General features: G+C 63.4%; 18 protein-coding genes. 10 read left to right on the top strand and 8 right to left on the bottom strand.

The window, feature by feature from the left end:
• The first annotated feature begins 132 nt into the window (after window positions 1-132).
• On the top strand, window positions 133-312 hold the full coding sequence (locus JI744_RS10695; protein ID WP_202660592.1) for a CTP synthetase: 180 nt from the start codon (window positions 133-135) through the stop codon (window positions 310-312).
• 58 nt (window positions 313-370) lie between these two features.
• Window positions 371-856 (top strand): cytochrome b, encoded by a 486-nt coding sequence (locus JI744_RS10690; RefSeq protein ID WP_202660590.1) that lies wholly within the window; start codon window positions 371-373, stop codon window positions 854-856.
• Here the strand turns inward: JI744_RS10690 and JI744_RS10685 are convergent.
• Window positions 853-1,641, bottom strand: coding sequence for an alpha/beta fold hydrolase (locus JI744_RS10685; protein WP_202660588.1), 789 nt, complete (start codon window positions 1,639-1,641; stop codon window positions 853-855). The genes JI744_RS10690 and JI744_RS10685 overlap by 4 nt on opposite strands.
• Window positions 1,642-1,733: 92 nt before the next feature.
• Between JI744_RS10685 and JI744_RS10680 the strand changes: the two genes are divergently transcribed.
• Window positions 1,734-2,105, top strand: coding sequence for a hypothetical protein (locus JI744_RS10680; RefSeq protein ID WP_202660586.1), 372 nt, complete (start codon window positions 1,734-1,736; stop codon window positions 2,103-2,105).
• Between the two features lie 56 nt (window positions 2,106-2,161).
• On the opposite strand, the gene glyA is transcribed toward JI744_RS10680, so the two are convergent.
• Window positions 2,162-3,445 carry a serine hydroxymethyltransferase gene (glyA, locus tag JI744_RS10675; RefSeq protein WP_202660584.1) on the bottom strand — a complete coding sequence of 428 codons (1,284 nt, stop codon included), beginning with the start codon at window positions 3,443-3,445 and terminating at the stop codon, window positions 2,162-2,164.
• Between the two features lie 194 nt (window positions 3,446-3,639).
• Here glyA and JI744_RS10670 point away from each other — a divergent pair, with 194 nt between their 5' ends.
• Window positions 3,640-4,404, top strand: coding sequence for an NAD kinase (locus JI744_RS10670; RefSeq protein ID WP_202660582.1), 765 nt, complete (start codon window positions 3,640-3,642; stop codon window positions 4,402-4,404).
• A gap of 4 nt (window positions 4,405-4,408) precedes the next feature.
• Here JI744_RS10670 and JI744_RS10665 read toward each other — a convergent pair whose 3' ends face one another.
• From JI744_RS10665 to JI744_RS10650, 4 genes are all read right to left on the bottom strand, one after another.
• Window positions 4,409-5,803, bottom strand: coding sequence for a sigma-54-dependent transcriptional regulator (locus JI744_RS10665; RefSeq protein ID WP_202660580.1), 1,395 nt, complete (start codon window positions 5,801-5,803; stop codon window positions 4,409-4,411).
• A 3-nt stretch (window positions 5,804-5,806) separates the two neighbouring features.
• Complete coding sequence (locus JI744_RS10660) at window positions 5,807-6,160, bottom strand: hypothetical protein (RefSeq protein ID WP_202660578.1); 354 nt, start codon at window positions 6,158-6,160, stop codon at window positions 5,807-5,809.
• A 143-nt stretch (window positions 6,161-6,303) separates the two neighbouring features.
• The gene (gene prpE, locus JI744_RS10655) at window positions 6,304-8,196 is read right to left on the bottom strand and encodes a propionate-CoA ligase PrpE (protein WP_202660576.1); all 1,893 of its coding nucleotides are present in this window, start codon (window positions 8,194-8,196) and stop codon (window positions 6,304-6,306) included.
• Between the two features lie 175 nt (window positions 8,197-8,371).
• Window positions 8,372-10,654 carry an NADP-dependent malic enzyme gene (locus tag JI744_RS10650; protein WP_202660574.1) on the bottom strand — a complete coding sequence of 761 codons (2,283 nt, stop codon included), beginning with the start codon at window positions 10,652-10,654 and terminating at the stop codon, window positions 8,372-8,374.
• 204 nt (window positions 10,655-10,858) lie between these two features.
• On the opposite strand from JI744_RS10650, the gene JI744_RS10645 reads away from it, so the two are divergent.
• The 6 genes from JI744_RS10645 to JI744_RS10620 all read left to right on the top strand — a co-directional run bounded on the left by JI744_RS10645 (window position 10,859) and on the right by JI744_RS10620 (window position 16,235).
• Window positions 10,859-11,251 carry a cytidine deaminase gene (locus tag JI744_RS10645; protein ID WP_202660572.1) on the top strand — a complete coding sequence of 131 codons (393 nt, stop codon included), beginning with the start codon at window positions 10,859-10,861 and terminating at the stop codon, window positions 11,249-11,251.
• On the top strand, window positions 11,251-12,558 hold the full coding sequence (locus tag JI744_RS10640; protein ID WP_202660570.1) for a thymidine phosphorylase: 1,308 nt from the start codon (window positions 11,251-11,253) through the stop codon (window positions 12,556-12,558). Before JI744_RS10645 ends, JI744_RS10640 begins: the two co-directional genes overlap by 1 nt.
• A gap of 1 nt (window position 12,559) precedes the next feature.
• Window positions 12,560-13,756 carry a phosphopentomutase gene (locus tag JI744_RS10635; protein WP_202660568.1) on the top strand — a complete coding sequence of 399 codons (1,197 nt, stop codon included), beginning with the start codon at window positions 12,560-12,562 and terminating at the stop codon, window positions 13,754-13,756.
• Window positions 13,753-14,745 (top strand): adenosine deaminase, encoded by a 993-nt coding sequence (locus JI744_RS10630; protein ID WP_202660566.1) that lies wholly within the window; start codon window positions 13,753-13,755, stop codon window positions 14,743-14,745. The genes JI744_RS10635 and JI744_RS10630 overlap by 4 nt, the downstream gene beginning before the upstream one ends.
• Window positions 14,738-15,370: a uracil phosphoribosyltransferase gene (gene upp / locus JI744_RS10625; RefSeq protein WP_202660563.1), complete on the top strand. Its 633-nt coding sequence runs from the start codon at window positions 14,738-14,740 to the stop codon at window positions 15,368-15,370. Before JI744_RS10630 ends, upp begins: the two co-directional genes overlap by 8 nt.
• Before the next feature lie 67 nt (window positions 15,371-15,437).
• On the top strand, window positions 15,438-16,235 hold the full coding sequence (locus tag JI744_RS10620; protein WP_202660561.1) for a hypothetical protein: 798 nt from the start codon (window positions 15,438-15,440) through the stop codon (window positions 16,233-16,235).
• A gap of 3 nt (window positions 16,236-16,238) precedes the next feature.
• On the opposite strand, the gene JI744_RS10615 is transcribed toward JI744_RS10620, so the two are convergent.
• Together JI744_RS10615 and JI744_RS10610 are read right to left on the bottom strand one after the other, a co-directional pair.
• Window positions 16,239-17,270, bottom strand: coding sequence for a hypothetical protein (locus tag JI744_RS10615; RefSeq protein WP_202660559.1), 1,032 nt, complete (start codon window positions 17,268-17,270; stop codon window positions 16,239-16,241).
• An 80-nt stretch (window positions 17,271-17,350) separates the two neighbouring features.
• Entirely contained in the window at window positions 17,351-18,970 is a 1,620-nt protein-coding gene (locus JI744_RS10610; RefSeq protein ID WP_202660557.1) for an AMP-binding protein, read from the bottom strand.
• Window positions 18,971-19,025: the final 55 nt, after the last annotated feature.

Genomic DNA, 19,025 nt, shown 5'->3' with positions numbered 1-19,025 from the left:
GGCCGCCTTCGGGCGGCCTTTTGCATTTTGGCGGCGTCATATGCGGAATGTTTTATCTGTTTGATGCGGATCAAGGCGCCGCGTTGCGCGCATCGGCAGAATGCCCCGAACGCGCCGATATGGGAGCCGAAGATGACCCGCCTGATGATGATCCTGTTTTCGATGATCTCGACCACGCTGATGGGCGTGATGATTATTGTCGCGCTGACGACCGGATACGGCACGTTGCGCCCGATCATGATTGCGGCGGTTGTTGGCTTTCTTCTGGCGATTCCGGTCAGTTATCTGGTGGCGCGCCGTCTGACAGAGTAGCGCGGCGCGACGGAACATGTTTGGCTGCCCGTGAAATGCGCAGCACATGGAGGTTCGCATGACGTCTAAAGGTTACTCTTCCACCCAGATCGCCCTGCATTGGGTTGTGGTCATCCTGTTCGCCGCGCAGTTCCTGTTTTCTGACAGCATGTCAGAGGCTTGGGACGCCTATGAAGAGGGTGGCACGACCGTGGCCGGGTCAGGCATCTGGGTTCACATCATTCCGGGCGTTCTGATCCTGATTGCGGCGCTGTGGCGGTTGGCGCTGCGGCTGTCGCATGGCGTGCCAGCCGCTCCAGAAGGCCCGGCCTGGCAGCGGCTCGCCGGAGAGGTGGTGCATTGGGCGCTTTACGCCGTGATGATCGCGCTGCCCCTGTCGGGCATGGCCGCATGGTTCGGCGGGATTGAGGATGCGGGCGACGTGCATCAGCTGTTCAAGATGGCGGCAATTGCGCTGGTGGTGCTGCATGTCGTGGCGGCGCTGTATCACCAGTATGTGGTGAAAGACGGGTTGATCCGCCGGATGATGCGCGCCGAAGACTAATCCGCTGTGCCGGGGGCGTTCAGGAAAACGCGCACCGTTTCCTCGAACTCTCTCGGCTTGTCGGCGTGCAGCCAGTGGCCCGCGCCCGGCAGCTTGGCAAACCGCGCCTTGGGAAACAGGGCGCGGATCGTCTCGCGGTATTCGGGCTTGACGTAATGGCTGTCAGCCCCGGTCAGGAACAGGGCGGGGCCCTCAAAGGGGCCGGGTTCGCCGGGCCAGCCGACGATCTTGGGCATCTCGGCCTCCAGCACATCAAAGTTCAGCCGCCAGCGCGGCCCGCCTTCGGCCTTCAGGTCCAGCGATTGCAGGAAGAAGGCGCGCAGCGCGGGGTCATCCAGCACAGCCGTCAGGCGCCGGTCGGCCTCACCCCGGCTGGTCAGGCCGGTCAGGTCAAGGCTACGCATCGCGGTGATGTATTGCGTCTGGTCGTGTCTGTAGGGCACGGGTGCCACATCGGCCACCACCAGCCGCCGGATCAGCCCTCCTTGGGTCAGGGCAAGCTGCATCGCCGCTTTGCCGCCCATCGAATGGCCCAAAAGGTCGGCCTTGCCGCCAAGCGACAAGATCACCTCGGCCAGATCGGCGGCCATGTCGGGATAGCTGTGGGTCGGATACCACGGGCTGCCCGCATGGTTGCGCATATCGACCGCGATCACGTCGCGCCCCTCGGCCAGACGGCGCGCGATGACGCCCCAGTTCCGGCCAGAGCCATAAAGGCCATGGGCGATCACCAGAGGCAGCGATCCATCAGGGGCGGCGGCGGGATGGCGGATCATCGTCAGCATGGTTTCAAATAGCGCAGCCTGTTGTTTCCCGCCAGAGCGGTTGATGGGAGGCCCATGCAGCCCTAGACTGCCCTCAACCAGATGGGGACAAGATGAGCGCGACAACGATCCAGCAAATGGCCGACCGGGTGGCGCAACTGATGGAGGCGCGCCTGCGCCTGAAAGGCAAGGGGCTGGCTGACAAGCTGCGCCGGGGCGGTCGGTCGGTGCCCAAGCGCCTGCGTACCAACGCCACCTTTCTGGCCGAAGCCGAGGATCTGTCCCGCAACCCCCGCCTTGCCCTGCAAATTGACCCGGCCCGCGTGGCCGAGGCCTATGATCAATGCCTGTCGCAACTGGGGGCAGGCGGGCGCAAGGAGGGCTGGGGAACCTGGGCCGTGAACCGGCTGGCCTCTGTCGTGCTGTCGCTGATGCTGCTGGCGGCGCTGATCGCGCTGATCCTGCGCTGGCGGCATCTGATGTGACGAAAAAGGCCCGCAGGGCTGGGTGCCATGCGGGCCTTTCGTTTTCTGTCGCCAGATTACAGCGTCGGATACATCGGGAAGCGGGCGCAGAGGGCCTGCACTTCCTTTTTCACCTTCGCCTCGACCGCGCCGTTGTCATCGCCGTTCTTGGCCAGCCCATCGACAACTTCGACGATCCAGCGGGCGATCTGGCGGAACTCGGCCTCGCCAAAGCCGCGGGTGGTGCCGGCGGGGGCGCCCAGACGGATGCCGCTGGTGACAAACGGCTTTTCCGGGTCAAACGGCACGCCGTTCTTGTTGCAGGTGATGTGGGCGCGGCCAAGGGCAGCCTCTGCCGCCTTGCCGGTCACCTTTTTCGGACGCAGGTCGGCCAGGCACAGGTGGTTGTCGGTGCCACCCGACACGATGTCGATGCCGCCCTTCATCAACTCATCCGCCATGGCAGCGGCATTGGCCTTCACACGGGCCGCATAGTCTTTGAACTCGGGCCGCAGCGCCTCGCCAAAGGCGACGGCCTTGGCGGCGATGACATGCATCAGCGGGCCGCCTTGCAGGCCGGGGAACACGGCCGAGTTCATCTTTTTCGCAATTTCCTCGTCATTGCACAGGATCATGCCGCCACGCGGGCCGCGCAAAGATTTGTGCGTGGTGGTGGTGACCACATGGGCATGGGGCAGCGGCGAGGCATGAACGCCACCGGCCACCAGACCCGCGATATGCGCCATATCGACATGCAGATAGGCGCCAACCTCATCGGCAATGGCGCGGAAGGCGGCCCAGTCCCATTCGCGGGAATAGGCGGTGCCACCGGCCAGAATCAGCTTGGGCCGATGCTCCAGCGCCTTCTGGCGTACCTCTTCCATATCCAGCCGCTGGTCCTGCTGGCGCACGCCATAGGACACGACGTTGAACCATTTGCCCGACATGTTGACAGGCGAGCCATGAGTCAGGTGACCGCCAGAGTTCAGGTCGAGGCCCATGAACGTGTCGCCTGGCTTCAGCAGGGCCAGAAACACCGCCTGGTTCATCTGCGAACCCGAATTCGGCTGCACATTGGCATAGTTGCAGTTGAACAGCGCCTTTGCACGCTCAATCGCCAGCGTCTCGGCCACGTCCACATACTGGCAGCCGCCGTAATAGCGCTTGCCCGGATAGCCTTCGGCATATTTGTTGGTCAGAACCGAGCCTTGGGCCTGCAACACGGCCAGTGATACGATGTTTTCGGATGCGATCAGCTCGATCTCATCGCGCTGGCGGCCAAGTTCATTGGTGATCGTGGCGAACAGGTCGGGATCGCTGGAAGACAGGTTTTCGGTAAAAAAGCCGGTGGTCGCGGACATGACGGTCTCCTGACTGGGGTTGGCGCTGTTTACGACAGGGCAGGGGGGTGGGAAAGGTGTGAAAACGACGCTTTCCGGCAGCAGCACGAAAAAAGTTTCCGATCGGAAACTTGGTGCCTTCGCAACGTCATCCCGGAAAGGGCTTGAGTTTGCCGCCCGCCCCGCCATTCTGCCGCCATAGCCGGAGGTGCCGCTTGTCATTCACCCATATCGCCTTTCGCGCCAGCACGGCACCCGCCGCACAAGAGGCGCTGGCTGCGCTGACGGCGCGCCATGGACAGACCGCCTTGGGCAAGGCCAATGTCGTGGTGGCGCTGGGGGGCGACGGCTTCATGTTGCAGACCCTGCATGAAACCCAAAGCGCGGGACTGCCCGTCTACGGCATGAACTGCGGCACCATCGGTTTCCTGATGAACACCTATTCCGCCGAGGATCTGCCTCAGCGGCTGACCGCGGCGGAAGAGGCGGTGATCAACCCCTTGTGGATGCGCGCCGTGGGGGCCGATGGCCGCGTGACCGAGGCTCTGGCGATCAACGAGGTGTCGCTGTTGCGCGCGGGCCCGCAGGCAGCCAAGCTGCGGATCAGTGTCGATGGCCGCGAACGGATGCCGGAACTGGTCTGCGATGGCGCGCTGTTGGCAACGCCCGCCGGGTCCACCGCCTATAACTATTCGGCGCATGGCCCGATTCTGCCCATCGGTGCCGATGTGCTGGCGCTGACCGCGATGGCGGCCTTCCGTCCCCGGCGCTGGCGCGGCGCGCTGTTGCCCAAGGCTGCCGTGGTGCGGTTTGATGTGCTGGAACATGACAAGCGCCCGGTGCGCGCCGATGCCGACAGCCGCCCCGTTCCCGATGTCGTGCAGGTCGAGGTGCGTTCAGAACCGGCGATCACCCACCGCATCCTGTTCGACCCCGGCCATGGTCTGGAAGAACGCCTGATCGTCGAGCAATTCGCCTGAGGGATCAGGTCTTTACGCCCCAACCTTCCAGCTTGCGGTAAAGGGTCGAGGGCGACACTTCCAGCGTGCGCGCGGCCTTGGGCACCGATCCGCCGTGGCGGGTCAGCACCGCCTCGATCACCAGTCGCTCGATCTCGGCCAAAGGGCGGGCCAGCAGGTTTGGTGGCAGGCCCGTCGGAATATCATGCAGCGGCATATCCGTGGCGGTCGGGGTAGGCCCGTCGATCCCTTGTAGAAACAGGCTTTCAGGCAGCATTCCCGGCGTTACCAGCCCGCCCATATGCAAAACGGCTATGTTGCGGATCACGTTCAAAAGCTGTCGCACATTGCCCGGCCACGGCAGGCGGCGGAACAGGGCGCGCACCTCGGGCGACAGGCCATCAAAGTGACGCCCCTCTTCTTGCGCGAAGCGGGCCAGCGCGGTTTCGGCAATCTCGATCACATCATCGCCCCGGTCGCGCAGGGGCGGCATGTGGATGGGCACAACGAACAGCCGGTAAAACAGGTCTTCGCGGAACTGGCCGCGCCGCACCGCATCCATCGGGTCACGGTTGGTGGCGCAGACGATCCGCACATTCACCTTGCGCGGCTTGGTCGCACCGACGGGAACGATGGTCGATGTTTGCAGGAACCGCAGCAGCTTGGTCTGCAAAGGCAGCGCCATTTCGCAGATTTCATCCAGAAACAGCGTGCCGCCATCTGCCGCTTGCGCCGCCCCCGGCTTGTCCGACAAAGCCCCGGTGAAAGAGCCCTTCATGTGCCCGAACACCTCTGATTCCAGCAGATCCTGCGGAATGGCACCACAATTCAGCGCAATGAACGGGCCGTTGGCGCGGGGCGAGGCGGCATGTATCCCCAATGCCGCCAGCTCTTTTCCCGTACCGCTTTCGCCGGTGATGAAGACTGTGGCCATCGATTTTGCCACCGATTCGATCTTGCCATGGATGCGCTGCATCGGCTCGGATGACCCGATGAACAGGTTGGCCTGCGGGCCTGCAGGCGCGGGCAGCGTGCGTTGCGGGGCATTTGCGGCATTGGCCAGCGCTGCGGTCAGACGCGCCTCGTCCACCGGCTTGACCAGAAAATCCTGCGCCCCGGCGCGCATCGCCTCTATCGCGCGGTTGACCGAGCCATGGGCGGTCAGCACGATCACCAGCGTCTCGGGCCGTTCGGCCAGCATCGCGCGCATCAGCGCCAGACCGTCGCCGTCAGGCAGCACCACATCCAGCAGCACGATATTGGGCGCTGTGGCGTGAAATTGTGCCAGCCCTTCAGCCGCACTGCCCGCCACCGCAACAGGATGACCCGCTGCCATGGCAATAGCGCGGTAAACCAGCCGCAGGCTGATGGTATCCTCGATGATCAGAACGGGGGGGTGCCGGACCGGACGATTGCCCATGTCTCAGCGCCCCAATTCGGTCGCGAGACGCTCTGCCAGCCGCGCGGCCCCTGTTTGCAACGAAAGGGCCAAGGCGCGGGCCTCTGTATCAAGGCCAGCGCCGATCTGATCCCGCAAATCACAGGCTTTCTGGTGCAGGCAGGCTGCCCCCGCCGTGCCGCACAGGGCCACCAGCGCGTGGATTGGGTGGCGCATCGCCTCTGTGTCGCCCAGCGTCAGGGCATGGTCCAGCGCATGGGCGGCGGCGGACAGATCATCCTTCAGGTGATGCAGGATCAGCGCGGCATCGGCAGGCCCGGCCAGCGACAGGATGTGCAGCAACCCGCTCGGGTCCCATTTGGTCAGGCCGTCCGGCAAGGGCGACCCCCACTGCTGATTCTGCGGGGATATTGGCAATCTGAACGGGAAATCGGTTTGCGCATCATCCCCGAAGGCTAGCGAAAAACCGGGTCAAGTCCAGTCACCTTTCGCGAAATGCAAAGCGCAAAACGCAACGAGCCTTAGCCTTTTGCATAGCCTAACGATTGCAGCGCCAGCGTGATCTCGTCCAGAATGGTCGGGTCGTCGATGGTGGCGGGCATCTTCCAGTCGGTGCCATCGGCAATTTTCACCATGGTGCCACGCAGGATCTTGCCCGAACGCGTCTTGGGCAAACGGTCCACCACCACCGCGCGCTTGAAATCGGCGACGGGGCCAATCTTTTCGCGCATCAGCTTGACGCATTCGGCCACGACCTCTGCCGGATCGCGGTTTGATCCACGGTTGAGGCACAGGAACCCGACCGGCGATTGCCCTTTCAGGTCATCCGCCACACCGATCACGGCGCATTCGGCCACATCCTTGTGGCTGGCCAGAACCTCTTCCATGCCCCCCGTGGAAAGCCGGTGACCCGCGACGTTGATTACGTCATCTGTGCGGGCCATGATGTAAAGGTATCCGTCCTCATCCACATAGCCCGCGTCGCCGGTTTCATAATAGCCGGGGAAGTGGTTCAGGTAGGATTTGCGGAACCGATCTTCGGCATTCCACAGGCCGGGCAGCGTGCCGGGGGGCAGCGGCAGTTTGACCGCAATAGCACCCAGCGTGCCGGGCGAAACCGGGTGGCCGCCTTCATCCAGCACCTGCACGTCAAAGCCGGGCATGGCGACGGAAGGCGATCCGATCTTGACCGGCAGCTTCTCAATTCCCATCGGGTTCGCGGCGATGGCCCAGCCGGTTTCGGTTTGCCACCAATGGTCGATCACCGGCACATTCAGATGCTTTTGCGCCCAAAGGATCGTATCGGGGTCGGCCCTCTCACCCGCCAGATACAGCGTGCGCAGGGTCTTCATGTTGTAATCCTTGACGAACTCCCCTTCGGGATCGTCACGCTTGATGGCGCGGAGCGCGGTGGGGGCGGTGAAGAAGCTCTTCACCTTGTTCTCGGCAATCACGCGCCAGAAGGTGCCCGCATCGGGCGTGCCCACCGGCTTGCCTTCGAACACAATCGTCGTGCAACCGGCGATCAGCGGCGCATAGCAGATATAGCTGTGGCCGACGACCCAGCCCACGTCCGACGCCGCCCAGAACACCTCGCCGGGATTCATGTCGTAGATAGCCTTCATCGTCCAGTTCAGCGCGACCAGATGGCCTGCCGTGGGCCGCACCACACCCTTGGGTGCGCCGGTGGTGCCAGAGGTGTACAGAATATAGGCCGGGTGATTGCCCTCAACCGGCACGCAATCGGCCGGTTCAACGCCATATTGAAAGGTGTGCCAAGCGACATCACGCCCCTCGATCAGCTTGGCAACCTCTTGCTCACGCTGGAAGATTACGCAGAAATCGGGCTTGTGGGCCGCCATGTCGATGGCGGCATCCAGCAGGGGCTTGTAGTGAACGATGCGGTTCGGCTCGATCCCGCAGCTTGCCGCGATGATGGCCTTGGGGGTGCAATCGTCGATCCGCACCGCCAGCTCATTGGCCGCAAACCCGCCGAACACCACGGAATGAATGGCGCCCAGACGGGCGCAGGCCAGCATCGCCTCCAGCGCCTCTGGCACCATCGGCATGTAGATGATCACGCGATCACCCTTTTCGACGCCCTTGGCCCGCAGCGCCCCGGCAAGGCTGGCCACCCGCTTTTGCAAATCCTTATAGGTGATGCCGCGGCGCAGGTGGGTAACCGGGCTTTCATGGATGATCGCCAGAGTGTTGCCGCGACCAGCCTCCACATGCCGATCCACTGCGTTCCAGCAGGTGTTGACGGTGGCATCGGTGAACCATTCGTACAGCGGTGCGCGGCTGTCGTTCAGCGCGCGGCTTGGCGGGGTAATCCAGTCGATCCCCTCGGCTGCCTTCAGCCAGAATGCTTCAGGATTGGCTTTCCAGCCGTCATAGACGTCACGGTATCCCATGGTATGCACTCCTCCGCCTCTGTGCGGCTGTTACGCCCGCCAGATTGAGTCGCGCAACAAGCGCGAAACCCCTGCGACAAAAAGTTTGCAGATATTGCGCTAACATGCGAGCGCGTATTTGCAAACTGGCGACTTTTCAAACTGGCGCAGCTAAGCAGGCGGGGGTTTGCAAATCCTAGCCGTAATGCGCCACCGGCGTTCCCGCAATCGCCGACATATTGAGCAGCCCCCGCGCCGTGATGGAGGGGGTGACCACATGAGCCTTGTTACCCATGCCCATCAGGATCGGCCCGACCTCCAGCCCGCCGGCCTTCAACTTCAGCATATTGCGCGCGGTGTTGGCGGCATCGGTGAAGGCAAACACCAAAATGTTGGCCGGGCCCGACATGCGGGAATTGGGGAAGATACGGTGGCGCAGATCGGGATCAAGTGCGGAGTCGATGCTCATCTCGCCCTCGTATTCAAAGTCTGCCTCACGCGTATCCAGCAGTTCCATAGCCGCGCGCATCCGGCGACCGGAATCGCTGTCAAGGTTGCCAAAGTTGGAATGCGAACACAGCGCTACCTTGGGGGCTATGCCGAACCTTTTGGCATGGCGCACCGCGCCAATCACGGTTTCGGCGATCTGTTCGGGGGTGGGGGCTGCGTTCACATGGGTGTCAGCGATGAACAGGGGACCGTCCTCCATGATCATCAGGCTAAGGGCGCCAACGGGGCGTAGTTTGCCGCGCGCCAGAATCTCGCGGATATAGCGTAGGTGCCAGGAAAACTCGCCAAAGGTGCCGCAGATCATGCTGTCGGCATCGCCACGATGCACGGCCACCCCGGCGATGGCGGTCGTGTTGGTGCGCAGCACGGCGCGGGCGATGTCGGGCGTGACACCCCGGCGCTGCATCAGCTCGTGATAGGTGGTCCAGTAGTCGCGATAGCGGTGGTCACTTTCGGGGTTCACGATTTCAAAATCGCGGTCGGGGCGGATCGGCAGGCCCGCGCGTTCGGCGCGAATGGCGATGACCTCTGGCCGCCCGATCAGAATCGGCTTGTCGGTGGTTTCTTCCAGCATCGCGTTGGCGGCGCGCAGAACACGCTCATCCTCGCCTTCGGCAAAGATGATGCGCAGGTCGGCCTGACGGCTGGCCTCGAACACCGGGCGCATGATCAGGGCGGATTTAAAGACCGATCCGTTCAGCTTTTGGCGGTAAATCTCCAGATCGGGCAGGGGGCGGGTGGCCACGCCAGATTCCATCGCCGCCTTGGCGACCGCACTGGCGACGACGCCGATGAGGCGGGGGTCGAAGGGTTTGGGAATCAGGTAATCCGCGCCGAAGGTCAGCTTTTCACCCTGATAGGCTGCTGCCGCCTCGGCACTGGTGGTGGCGCGGGCAAGCGCGGCGATGCCGTCGATACAAGCCAGTTGCATGGCATCGTTGATCTGCGTCGCGCCTACATCCAGCGCACCGCGAAAGATGAAGGGGAAGCACAGCACATTATTGACCTGGTTGGGAAAATCGCTGCGCCCCGTCGCGATGATGGCATCGGGGGCCACGGCGCGCACGGCATCCGGCAGAATTTCGGGCGTCGGGTTGGCAAGGGCAAAAACGATGGGCCGCGGGGCCATTTTCGCCACCATCTCGGGCGTCAGGACACCGGGGCCAGAGAGGCCAAGAAACAGATCGGCCCCCGCGATCACTTCGGACAGGGTGGCCGGGGTGGTGCCTTGGGCATAGGCCGCCTTTTGGTCGGTCATCTGGTCGGTCCGGCCCTGATAGACCAGCCCTGCAAGGTCGCACAGCCAGACGTTTTCGCGCCGCACGCCCAGCTTCAGCAGCATGTTCAGGCAGGCAATCCCCGCCGCCCCGCCACCGGTGGACACCACCTTGATCTGGTCAAACGCCTTGCCCGCAACATGCAGCGCATTGGTGGCTGCCGCGCCCACCACAATCGCCGTGCCGTGCTGGTCATCATGGAAAACCGGAATGTTCATCCGCTCGCGGCACAATTGTTCAACGATGAAACAATCCGGCGCCTTGATGTCTTCCAGATTGATCGCGCCGAACGAAGGTTCCAGCGCGCAAACGATTTCAGCCAGCTTCACCGGGTCGGGCTGATTCAGCTCAATGTCGAAACAGTCGATGTTAGCGAATTTCTTGAACAGAACCGCCTTGCCTTCCATCACCGGCTTTGACGCCAAAGCGCCAATGTTTCCAAGGCCCAGAACGGCGGTGCCATTGGTGACAACCGCCACCAGATTGCCCCGCGCGGTATAGCGGCTGGCGGCGGAAGGGTCGGCCTTGATCTCCAGACAGGCCTCGGCGACGCCGGGCGAATAGGCCAGGCTCAGGTCGCGGCCATTGGCCAGAGGTTTGGTCGGGCGGATTTCCAGCTTACCCGGCTTGGGAAATTCGTGGTAATGCAATGCCGGATGGCGGGCACTGTCACTGCGCGTCTCGTCAACCATCTGGTCCTCCTATGATCTGGTTCAGCCCTAAACCATTTCTTGTGACCGGGCTATCTTTGGGATGCTGCTGGGTCATACCGCCGGGCTTGCCGCGATCATAGCCCGCAGAAACGTGATTCCGCCATGCACGGGTGGGAATGCTTGCGCTTTGCCCCGGCGCGGCCCAGACTCCAACCAGATGGTCAAGAAATGGTGGAGCCCCCGATGTCCCTTTTGCAGGCAGCCAAGGATGTGCGCGAAAAGGCCTATGCGCCCTATTCGCGGTTCAAGGTGGGGGCAGCGATCCGGGGGGCGGATGGGGCCATCTATCAGGGCTGCAACGTCGAAAACGTCGCCTACCCCGAAGGCACCTGCGCCGAGGCGGGGGCGATTGCCGCCATGGTCGCGGCTGGTGAAACCCGCATCGCCGAAGTTTTCGTGATCGCCGACAGCCCGTCGCCGGTGCCGCCCTGCGGCGGGTGCCGTCAAAAGATTGCCGAATTCGCCGCCCCCGATGTCAGGGTGACGCTTGCCACGACCGACGGGCTGGAAAAGGTGATGACGGTGGCAGAATTGTTGCCCGGCCTTTTCACCAGCCAACACATGGACCGCAGTTGATGGATGCGCGTGCCATCATTGCCCAGATTCGCGACGGGGGCGTGCCGTCGCGTGATGCGCTGCGCTGGTTCGCGCGCGGGCTGGCGGATGGCACCGTCACCGATGCGCAGGCCGGGGCTTTTGCCATGTCCGTGCTGCTGAAGGGCTTGGGAGAGGACGGGCGCGTTGCCCTGACCATGGGCATGCGCGATTCCGGTCAGGTGCTGCGCTGGGACATGCCGGGCCCGGTGCTGGACAAGCATTCCACCGGGGGGATTGGCGATTGCATCTCGCTGTTGCTCGCCCCGGCGCTTGCGGCGTGTGGTGCCTATGTGCCGATGATCTCGGGCCGTGGCCTTGGCCATACCGGCGGCACGTTGGACAAGCTGGAGTCGATTCCCGGGTTCCGCACCGGCCTTTCGGAAGACCAGTTGCGCCGCCAATTGTCCGACATCCGCTGCGCCATCGTATCGGCCAGCGCCGAAATCGCGCCCGCCGACCGGCGGCTATATGCCATCCGCGATGTGTCGGGCACGGTGGAAAGCATTGATCTGATCACCGCATCAATCCTGTCGAAAAAGCTGGCGGCGGGGCTGGAGGCGCTGGTTCTGGATGTGAAATGCGGCTCTGGCGCCTTTATGAAAACGCTGGATCAGGCCGAGGCACTTGCCCGCGCGCTGGTGACTACGGCGCAAGGGGCCGGTTGCATGACCTCGGCGCTGATCACCGATATGAGCCAGCCCCTGGCCACCGCCGCCGGAAACGCGCTGGAGGTGATCGAGACGATGGAGACCTTGACCGGCACCTCGGTGAACACCGCCTTGTGGGATCTGACGGTGGCTTTGGGGGGCGAGGCGCTGGCCTTGGGAGGGCTTGCCGCCGATGCCGCCGATGGGGCGGGCCGGATCGGGCAGGCCCTGCAATCGGGCGCTGCGGCCGAATGGTTCGGGCGGATGGTGGCGGCCCAGGGTGGCCCCGCCGATTTTGTCGATCGCTGGGCCGACCGGCTACCCGCAGCCCCCGTGGTGGTGGAGGTGCCAAGCCCCGAAGCGGGTCATGTCGTGGCCATCGACGGGCAGGTGCTGGGGCTGGCGGTTGTGGCTTTGGGTGGCGGGCGTCAACGTGAGGGCGAGCGGATCAACCCTTCGGTCGGGCTATCCGATCTGGCGGGTCTGGGGGACGAGATCGGGCGTGGCGATCCGTTGGCGATGGTTCACGCCGCCAACGCCGATGCCGCCGCTGCTGCGATTGCAATGGTGCAGGGGGCCTATCGGCTGGCAGAACAGGCCGGGACTGAACCTGCCCTTGTTCTCAAAAGGATTGCCTGACATGCCGCGCGCCTTTCTGATCGTAATGGATTCCGTGGGTTGCGGCGGTGCGCCCGATGCAACTGCCTTTGGTGATGAGGGCGCGAATACCCTTGGCCATATCGCGCGTGCCTGCGCCGCCGGTCTGGCAGAGGTGGGTCGCAGCGGCCCGCTGAACCTGCCGAACCTTGCCGCGTTGGGGCTGGGGCAGGCGATTGCACTGGCCTCTGGGCTGCGCGCGCCCGGATTGCACGATGGTACAAATGGCCTGTGGGGGGCTGCGACCGAGGTGAGCAAGGGCAAAGATACCCCCTCTGGCCACTGGGAATTGGCAGGCGTGCCGGTGCCATGGGACTGGCATTACTTTCCCGATACTGTCCCAGCCTTTCCAGAAAATCTTGTCAAGATTGTCTGTCAGCTTGCTGGAACAGAAGGGATTTTAGGAAATTGCCATGCCTCTGGCATGCCCATCATCGCCGCGCATTGTGAGGAACATCTGCGCACCGGCTGGCCGATCTGCTATACTTCTGCCGATAGCGTTTTCCAGATTGCCGCGCATGAAGAAACGTTTGGGCTGGACCGCCTGCTGAAGCTTTGCGCCGATCTTGCGCCCCATCTGCATGCGATGAAGGTGGGCCGCGTGATCGCCCGGCCCTTCACCGGAAGTTGCGATAATTTTCACCGTACTGCCAACCGCCACGACTATGCCATCGCGCCCCCTGCACCTACGCTGCTGGATTGGGTGGCAGGGGCAGGGCGGGCCACCCATGCCGTGGGCAAGATTGGCGACATCTTTTCAATGCGGGGCATTGGCAAGCTGTGGAAGGGCAAAAACGACATTGACCTTTTCGATCATCTGGACCGTCTTGGGGCGGATGCGGAAGATGGTTCCTTGACCTTTGCCAACTTTGTCGAGTTTGACAGCCTTTACGGCCACCCCCGCGATGTGGCGGGTTACGCCCGTGCGCTGGAATGGTTCGATGCCCGCGCCTGGGCCTTCCTTGCTCGCCTCAAACCTGGCGATCTGGCGATTTTCACCGCCGATCATGGCAATGACCCGACCTGGCGCGGCACTGATCATACCCGCGAGAGGGTGCCGCTGCTCTGCGCGGGGGCGGGTTCGGGCAGCATCGGCCTGCGTGCCTTTACCGATGTGGCCGCCTCCATCGCTGCACATCTGGGCGTGCCCTCACAAGGCCCGGGAAGGAGTTTTCTTTGACCCTCAAAGACTTGCCGAATGTGGAGCTGCACCTCCACCTTGAAGGGGCGGCACCCCCGGCCTTTATCCGCGGCCTTGCCCGCGAAAAGCACATCGACATTTCCGGTATCTTTGCCGAGGACGGCAGCTACAGTTACACCGATTTTTGGCACTTTCTGAAAGTGTACGAGGCGGCCTGCACCCCGCTGCAAACCCCCGAAGATTTTCGTCGCCTGACCCTGGCCGTGCTTGAAGAAAGTGCCGCAAATGGCGTGATCTACAGCGAAACCTTCCTGTCGCCAGATTTCTGCGGCAACCGTGATCTTGCCGCCTGGCGCGACTATCTGGCCGCGATTGAGGACGCCGCCGATCAGGCCGAACGCACCATGGGCATCACCCTGCGCGGCATCGTCACCCCCATCCGCCATTTTGGCCCCGACAAGGCCCGTGAAACCGCAATCTGCGCGGCGGAAACGGCGGGCCGGTTCATCACCGGCTTTGGCATCGGCGGCGATGAGCGGTCCGGCAAGCTGAAGGATTTCCGCTGGGCCTTCGATTGCGCGCGTGAAGCCGGGCTGCGCCTGACCGCCCATGCCGGCGAATGGAACGGCCCGCAGGAAGTGCGCGATGCCATCACCGATCTGGGTGTTGAGCGCATCGGCCACGGGGTGCGTGCCATCGAGGATCTTGCGCTGGTTGATGAGCTGGCCGAGCGCGGCACGGTGCTGGAGGTCTGCCCCGGTTCCAACATCGCGCTGGGCATCTATCCCGGCTGGCGGGCGCACCCGATCGAGCAGCTTTACGACCGGGGCGTGAAAGTGACGATCAACACCGACGATCCGCCGTTCTTCCACACCACCATGGCGCGGGAATATGACATGCTGAACCGCGCCTTTGATTGGGACGAGGGGGTGTTCCGTCAGATCGCCCGCACCGCGCTTGACGCCGCATTCTGTGACGCCGATACCAAGGCAAAGATCGCCAAAAAGCTGGAGGCCGCCGATGCTTGACCACCTGACCGTCGTTTCCCACCCGCTGGTCCAGCACAAGCTGACGCTGATGCGCGAGAAAGACACCTCGACTGCAAGTTTTCGCAAGCTGCTGCGCGAAATCAGCCTGCTTCTGGCCTATGAGGTCACGCGCGAATTGCCGATGACCACAAAGCGCATTGAAACCCCGCTGGAACCGATGGATGCCCCCACGATTGACGGCAAAAAGCTGGCTTTGGTGTCGATCCTGCGGGCGGGCAATGGGCTGCTTGATGGCATTCTGGAGCTGATCCCGGCGGCGCGGGTGGGGTTTGTCGGCCTATACCGAGACCCTGAAACGCTGCAACCCGTGCAGTACTACAACAAGCTGCCCGACCATCTGGATGAACGGGTGTCGATCGTGGTGGACCCGATGCTGGCGACGGGAAACTCCAGTGCCGCAGCGGTGCAGTTGCTGAAGGATGCAGGCGCGAAAGACATCCGGTTTTTGTGCCTTTTGGCCGCGCCCGAAGGCATCAAGCGCATGCAGACTGCACATCCCGATGTGCCGATTGTCACAGCAGCGGTAGACAGCCATTTGAATGATCATGGATATATTGTGCCAGGCCTAGGGGATGCGGGTGACCGCATGTTTGGTACAAAATAAGGGGGCTTTCCCCTTTACTCGGAAACAATCCTGCCGCATGATTCGCCCAAGTCTTTTGGGGTCGAATATGCTGTTTCGTGTCGTTTCGCTTGCGCTTTGGGCCAGCTTTTGTGGGGTCACTCTGGCTCCTGCGCAAGCTGTTGCTGACATCGCAGGGCCGACCAACACGCCGCCTGCCGGGTTCAAAGGGCAGCAATTCGTGGACAATCGCGGCTGCGTTTTCCTGCGCGCGGGCTATGGCGGGCAAACCAGTTGGGTGCCCCGCGTCACGCGCGATCACAAGGCGATGTGCGGCTATCCGCCCAGCTTTGGCCCGCAGCCAGTGATCGAAACCGTGCCGGATGCGGCCCCAAAGGCAGCATCTGCCCCCAAGGTCACGCCGGTTGCCGTCAAGCCCGTGCCCTATGCCAAGGCCCCGCCGCTGCCCGTGGCCGCGCGTCCGGTGGTGGGCAGGGCAACGGCAACTGGTGTATTCGGCTGCTATGCAGAGGCCCCCGTGGCCGAAGAGGTCAGCCTGGCCAGTGGCGGTGCGGCCATCGTCTGCACTCGCGGTGATGGCACTGCGACCGGCTGGCGTCCGCCCGCGACGGTGGCGGCCCCGGTGTCGCCGCGTGGCAAGACCAACCCCGCAAGCGGTGACTATATGGTGATCGAGCCGGTTCCCACCCCACCCAAAGGCTATGAACTGGCGTGGAAGGATGACCGGCTGAACCCGTGGCGGGGTATCGGAACCGAACAGGGCTGGGCCGATCAGGACCAGATCTGGACCCGCACCGTCCCCGCCCGTCTGGTCACCAGAAAGCAGGTTCCCGTGGCCCAACTGCGCCGTCAGGTGACCTATTCCACCAAGAACTCGGACGGCTGACACCTATTCGGTGCAGATCGCCTGCAATTCCAGCCAGGTCTCGTCGCCCAGAATCCTCTCTCCAGCCTCATGGGCGAAAGGGTCGGCCTCTATCAGGCCCAGCGTGGTTTCGCCGGTCGGGTCAAGGCTGTAGGCGTAGGGAGATGCGGGCACGCGCGCCTTGGCAAACTCTGGCAGCAGTGCTTCATCCGGCAGGGGCGGTGGCGGCGCTGCGGTAGAGATCACCTCGCCATACCCCTCCATTGCTCCCGCACCGGGCATGCCGGTGGTCAAAAGCCGGATGGTAGACCACAGCCCCAGATGTGCCAAAAGCGGCAGCACGGGATCAGTGCCTTGGGCGCGCAGATGTTCGGCAATCAGATAACCGGCCACCACCTCTGGCGATTTGGCGTCTTGTACCAGCTTGGCGGGCAACAGCAGAATGTTGCCGGGCAGGTTTGCCGGATGGGTCAGCCCTTCGCGCAACACCTCGATCTGGGGTGGCGCATCGGGGAAAAGCCGCGCGGCCAGCGTGGCCGCCGCGCGCCGCCCCGGCACTGTCCGGCACGGAGAGCCGGACAGCCGGATCAGATCGGCCAGCGCCTCTTGCCCTAGATCGGCGCGGGTCGGGTCGGGCAAGACCTGCGCGGTATGCCCCACCAGCCGCCCCGGCAGCCAGAACACCACGACCGAGGCCAGCGCCGCAACCGTCGCCAGCAGGATCAGGTTGCGCAACCGGCCCGGATGGGGTTTGCGCTTGGCGATCACAACATGCACCGTATCCAGCGCGGCGATCATCTCTTTGTCGTCAATCTCCAGCGTCTCGATTCCGTCGCTGCCGGGCGAAAAGATCGCAGGGCTTTGGCCGGGGTTCATCCGCTCAATCGCGGGCAGCGACCATTGCGCCAAGGGCGTCTCGCTGCGCGGATCGGCCAGAATCAGCGTCGCCTCGCGCAGGCCCACAATCACCTCGCGCCGTTGGGCCGCAGGTGTTTCACGCCAAAGTCCGGGGCTTTCCAGCCGTTCATATTTGCGAAGCGCCGTCCGGGGCGGCATTGCCTGCCTTTCTGGTTTTTTTGCAGGTTAGCCGAGCCGCTGCGGCTTCACAATCGCCGGGCAGACATGATTGCCGCCGCTTAGAGAAGTTTCGCGACGGCGCGCAATTCAAACTTTTGTATCTTGCCGGTCGAGGTTTTGGGCAGTTCGGCAAAGACCACCATCTTTGGCGTGGCAAAGCCCGCCAAACGGGCGCGGCAATGGGCGATCAGCTCTTTGTCCGTCACCTCCATGCCGGGTTTCAGCTCGACAAAGGCGCAAGGCACCTCGCCCCATTTCTCATCGGGTTTGGCGACCACGGCGCACAGGCTGACGGCGGGGTGGTGCATCAGTGCGCCCTCAACCTCGACTGAGCTGACGTTTTCGCCGCCCGAGATGATGATGTCTTTCGCGCGGTCGGTGATCTTCAGATAGCCGTCAGGGTGCTGGAACGCGATGTCGCCAGACCGGAACCAGCCGCCCTTGAACGCCTCGGCCGTGGCGGTGGGGTTCTTGTAATAGCCCTTCATCACCAGATTGCCGCGCAGGGCGATCTCTCCCAGATGGTGGGCGTCGCGGGGCACGGGATTGCCTTGGGTGTCCTGCACCTCGGCCCCTTCCAGCATGGCCATGCGCACGCCGGTGCGGGCCTTGAGCGCCGCGCGCTCTTCGCCGGTCGCGCCCGCCCAATCCGGTTGCCACAGGCATTCGGTCGAGGGGCCATAGGTCTCGGTCAGCCCGTAAACCTGCGTGACGTTGAAGCCCAGGGGTTCAAACGCGGCCAGCGTCGCGGCAGGGGGTGGGGCACCGGCGGTGAACACCTCGACCACATGGTCAAAGGGGCGACGGTCTTCGGCTTTGGCGTTGATCACCATGTTCAACACGATGGGCGCGCCGCCGAAATGGGTGACACCCTCATCTGCGATTGCGTCATAGATCGCCTTGGCGGTGATGTCGCGGCAGCAGACCAGCGTGCCCCCCATCATCGGCACCAGCCAGGGCTGGCACCAGGCATTGCAGTGAAACAGCGGAACGATGGTCAGCACCGCGGGGAAAAGCTGCATCCGCCAGGCGATGGCATTTGCCATGCAGGCCAGATAGGCGCCACGATGGTGATACACCACGCCCTTGGGCCGCCCGGTTGTGCCAGAGGTGTAGTTGATCGCCAGGCTTTCCCATTCATCCTGCGGGGCGATCCATGCGGCGGCGGGGTCGCCCCCGGCCAGCAGGTCTTCCCATGTCGAATGGTGGCCGCTGGCGGCCTGGCCGTGATCGACAACCTCGATCAGTTCGGGGCGCGGCCCGGTCATGCGGCGCAGTGCTTCTTCGGCCAGCGGGATCAGCGTGGAATCCACCAGAACCAGCTTGGCCCCGGCATGTTCGAAGATATAGGCGACGGTATCGACATCCAGCCGCGTGTTGATCGTGTTCAGCACCGCACCTGCCGCAGGCACCCCGAAATGGGCGATGGCCTGCTGGGGGATGTTGGGCAGCAGGCTGGCCACCACATCGCCCGGCTTGATGCCCCGCAAGGCAAGGGCTGAGGCAAGGCGGCTGACCTCTTCCGCGTAATCGGCATAGGTCAGGCGGGTCGATTTCCAGACAATCGCGGTGCGGCTGGCGTACAGATCCGCCGCGCGTTTCAGGAAGGACAGCGGCGACAGCGGCACATAATTGGCGTCACACTTTTCCAGCCCGCTTTCATCGGCCAACCATCCCATCGCGTGTCCTCCCCCGGAAACTCTTGAGCTTGTGTCGTTTTCCGCCATGCACAAT

It is taken from the genome of Fuscibacter oryzae (assembly GCF_016765795.1).
Taxonomy (GTDB): Bacteria; Pseudomonadota; Alphaproteobacteria; order Rhodobacterales; family Rhodobacteraceae; genus Fuscibacter; species Fuscibacter oryzae.
The sequence above is the reverse complement of the archived record's forward strand: the minus strand, read 5'-3'. Positions and strand labels throughout refer to the sequence as shown.

Coding starts and splice junctions, on each gene's coding strand:
- JI744_RS10685 (WP_202660588.1), bottom strand. CDS start 1,641: ATGCTGACGATGATCCGCCATCCCGCCGCCGCCCCTGATGGATCGCTG.
- JI744_RS10695 (WP_202660592.1), top strand. CDS start 133: ATGACCCGCCTGATGATGATCCTGTTTTCGATGATCTCGACCACGCTG.
- JI744_RS10650 (WP_202660574.1), bottom strand. CDS start 10,654: ATGGTTGACGAGACGCGCAGTGACAGTGCCCGCCATCCGGCATTGCAT.
- upp (WP_202660563.1), top strand. CDS start 14,738: ATGCTTGACCACCTGACCGTCGTTTCCCACCCGCTGGTCCAGCACAAG.
- JI744_RS10640 (WP_202660570.1), top strand. CDS start 11,251: ATGGATGCGCGTGCCATCATTGCCCAGATTCGCGACGGGGGCGTGCCG.
- glyA (WP_202660584.1), bottom strand. CDS start 3,445: ATGTCCGCGACCACCGGCTTTTTTACCGAAAACCTGTCTTCCAGCGAT.
- JI744_RS10635 (WP_202660568.1), top strand. CDS start 12,560: ATGCCGCGCGCCTTTCTGATCGTAATGGATTCCGTGGGTTGCGGCGGT.
- prpE (WP_202660576.1), bottom strand. CDS start 8,196: ATGGGATACCGTGACGTCTATGACGGCTGGAAAGCCAATCCTGAAGCA.
- JI744_RS10690 (WP_202660590.1), top strand. CDS start 371: ATGACGTCTAAAGGTTACTCTTCCACCCAGATCGCCCTGCATTGGGTT.
- JI744_RS10620 (WP_202660561.1), top strand. CDS start 15,438: ATGCTGTTTCGTGTCGTTTCGCTTGCGCTTTGGGCCAGCTTTTGTGGG.
- JI744_RS10615 (WP_202660559.1), bottom strand. CDS start 17,270: ATGCCGCCCCGGACGGCGCTTCGCAAATATGAACGGCTGGAAAGCCCC.
- JI744_RS10610 (WP_202660557.1), bottom strand. CDS start 18,970: ATGGGATGGTTGGCCGATGAAAGCGGGCTGGAAAAGTGTGACGCCAAT.
- JI744_RS10665 (WP_202660580.1), bottom strand. CDS start 5,803: ATGGGCAATCGTCCGGTCCGGCACCCCCCCGTTCTGATCATCGAGGAT.
- JI744_RS10645 (WP_202660572.1), top strand. CDS start 10,859: ATGTCCCTTTTGCAGGCAGCCAAGGATGTGCGCGAAAAGGCCTATGCG.
- JI744_RS10680 (WP_202660586.1), top strand. CDS start 1,734: ATGAGCGCGACAACGATCCAGCAAATGGCCGACCGGGTGGCGCAACTG.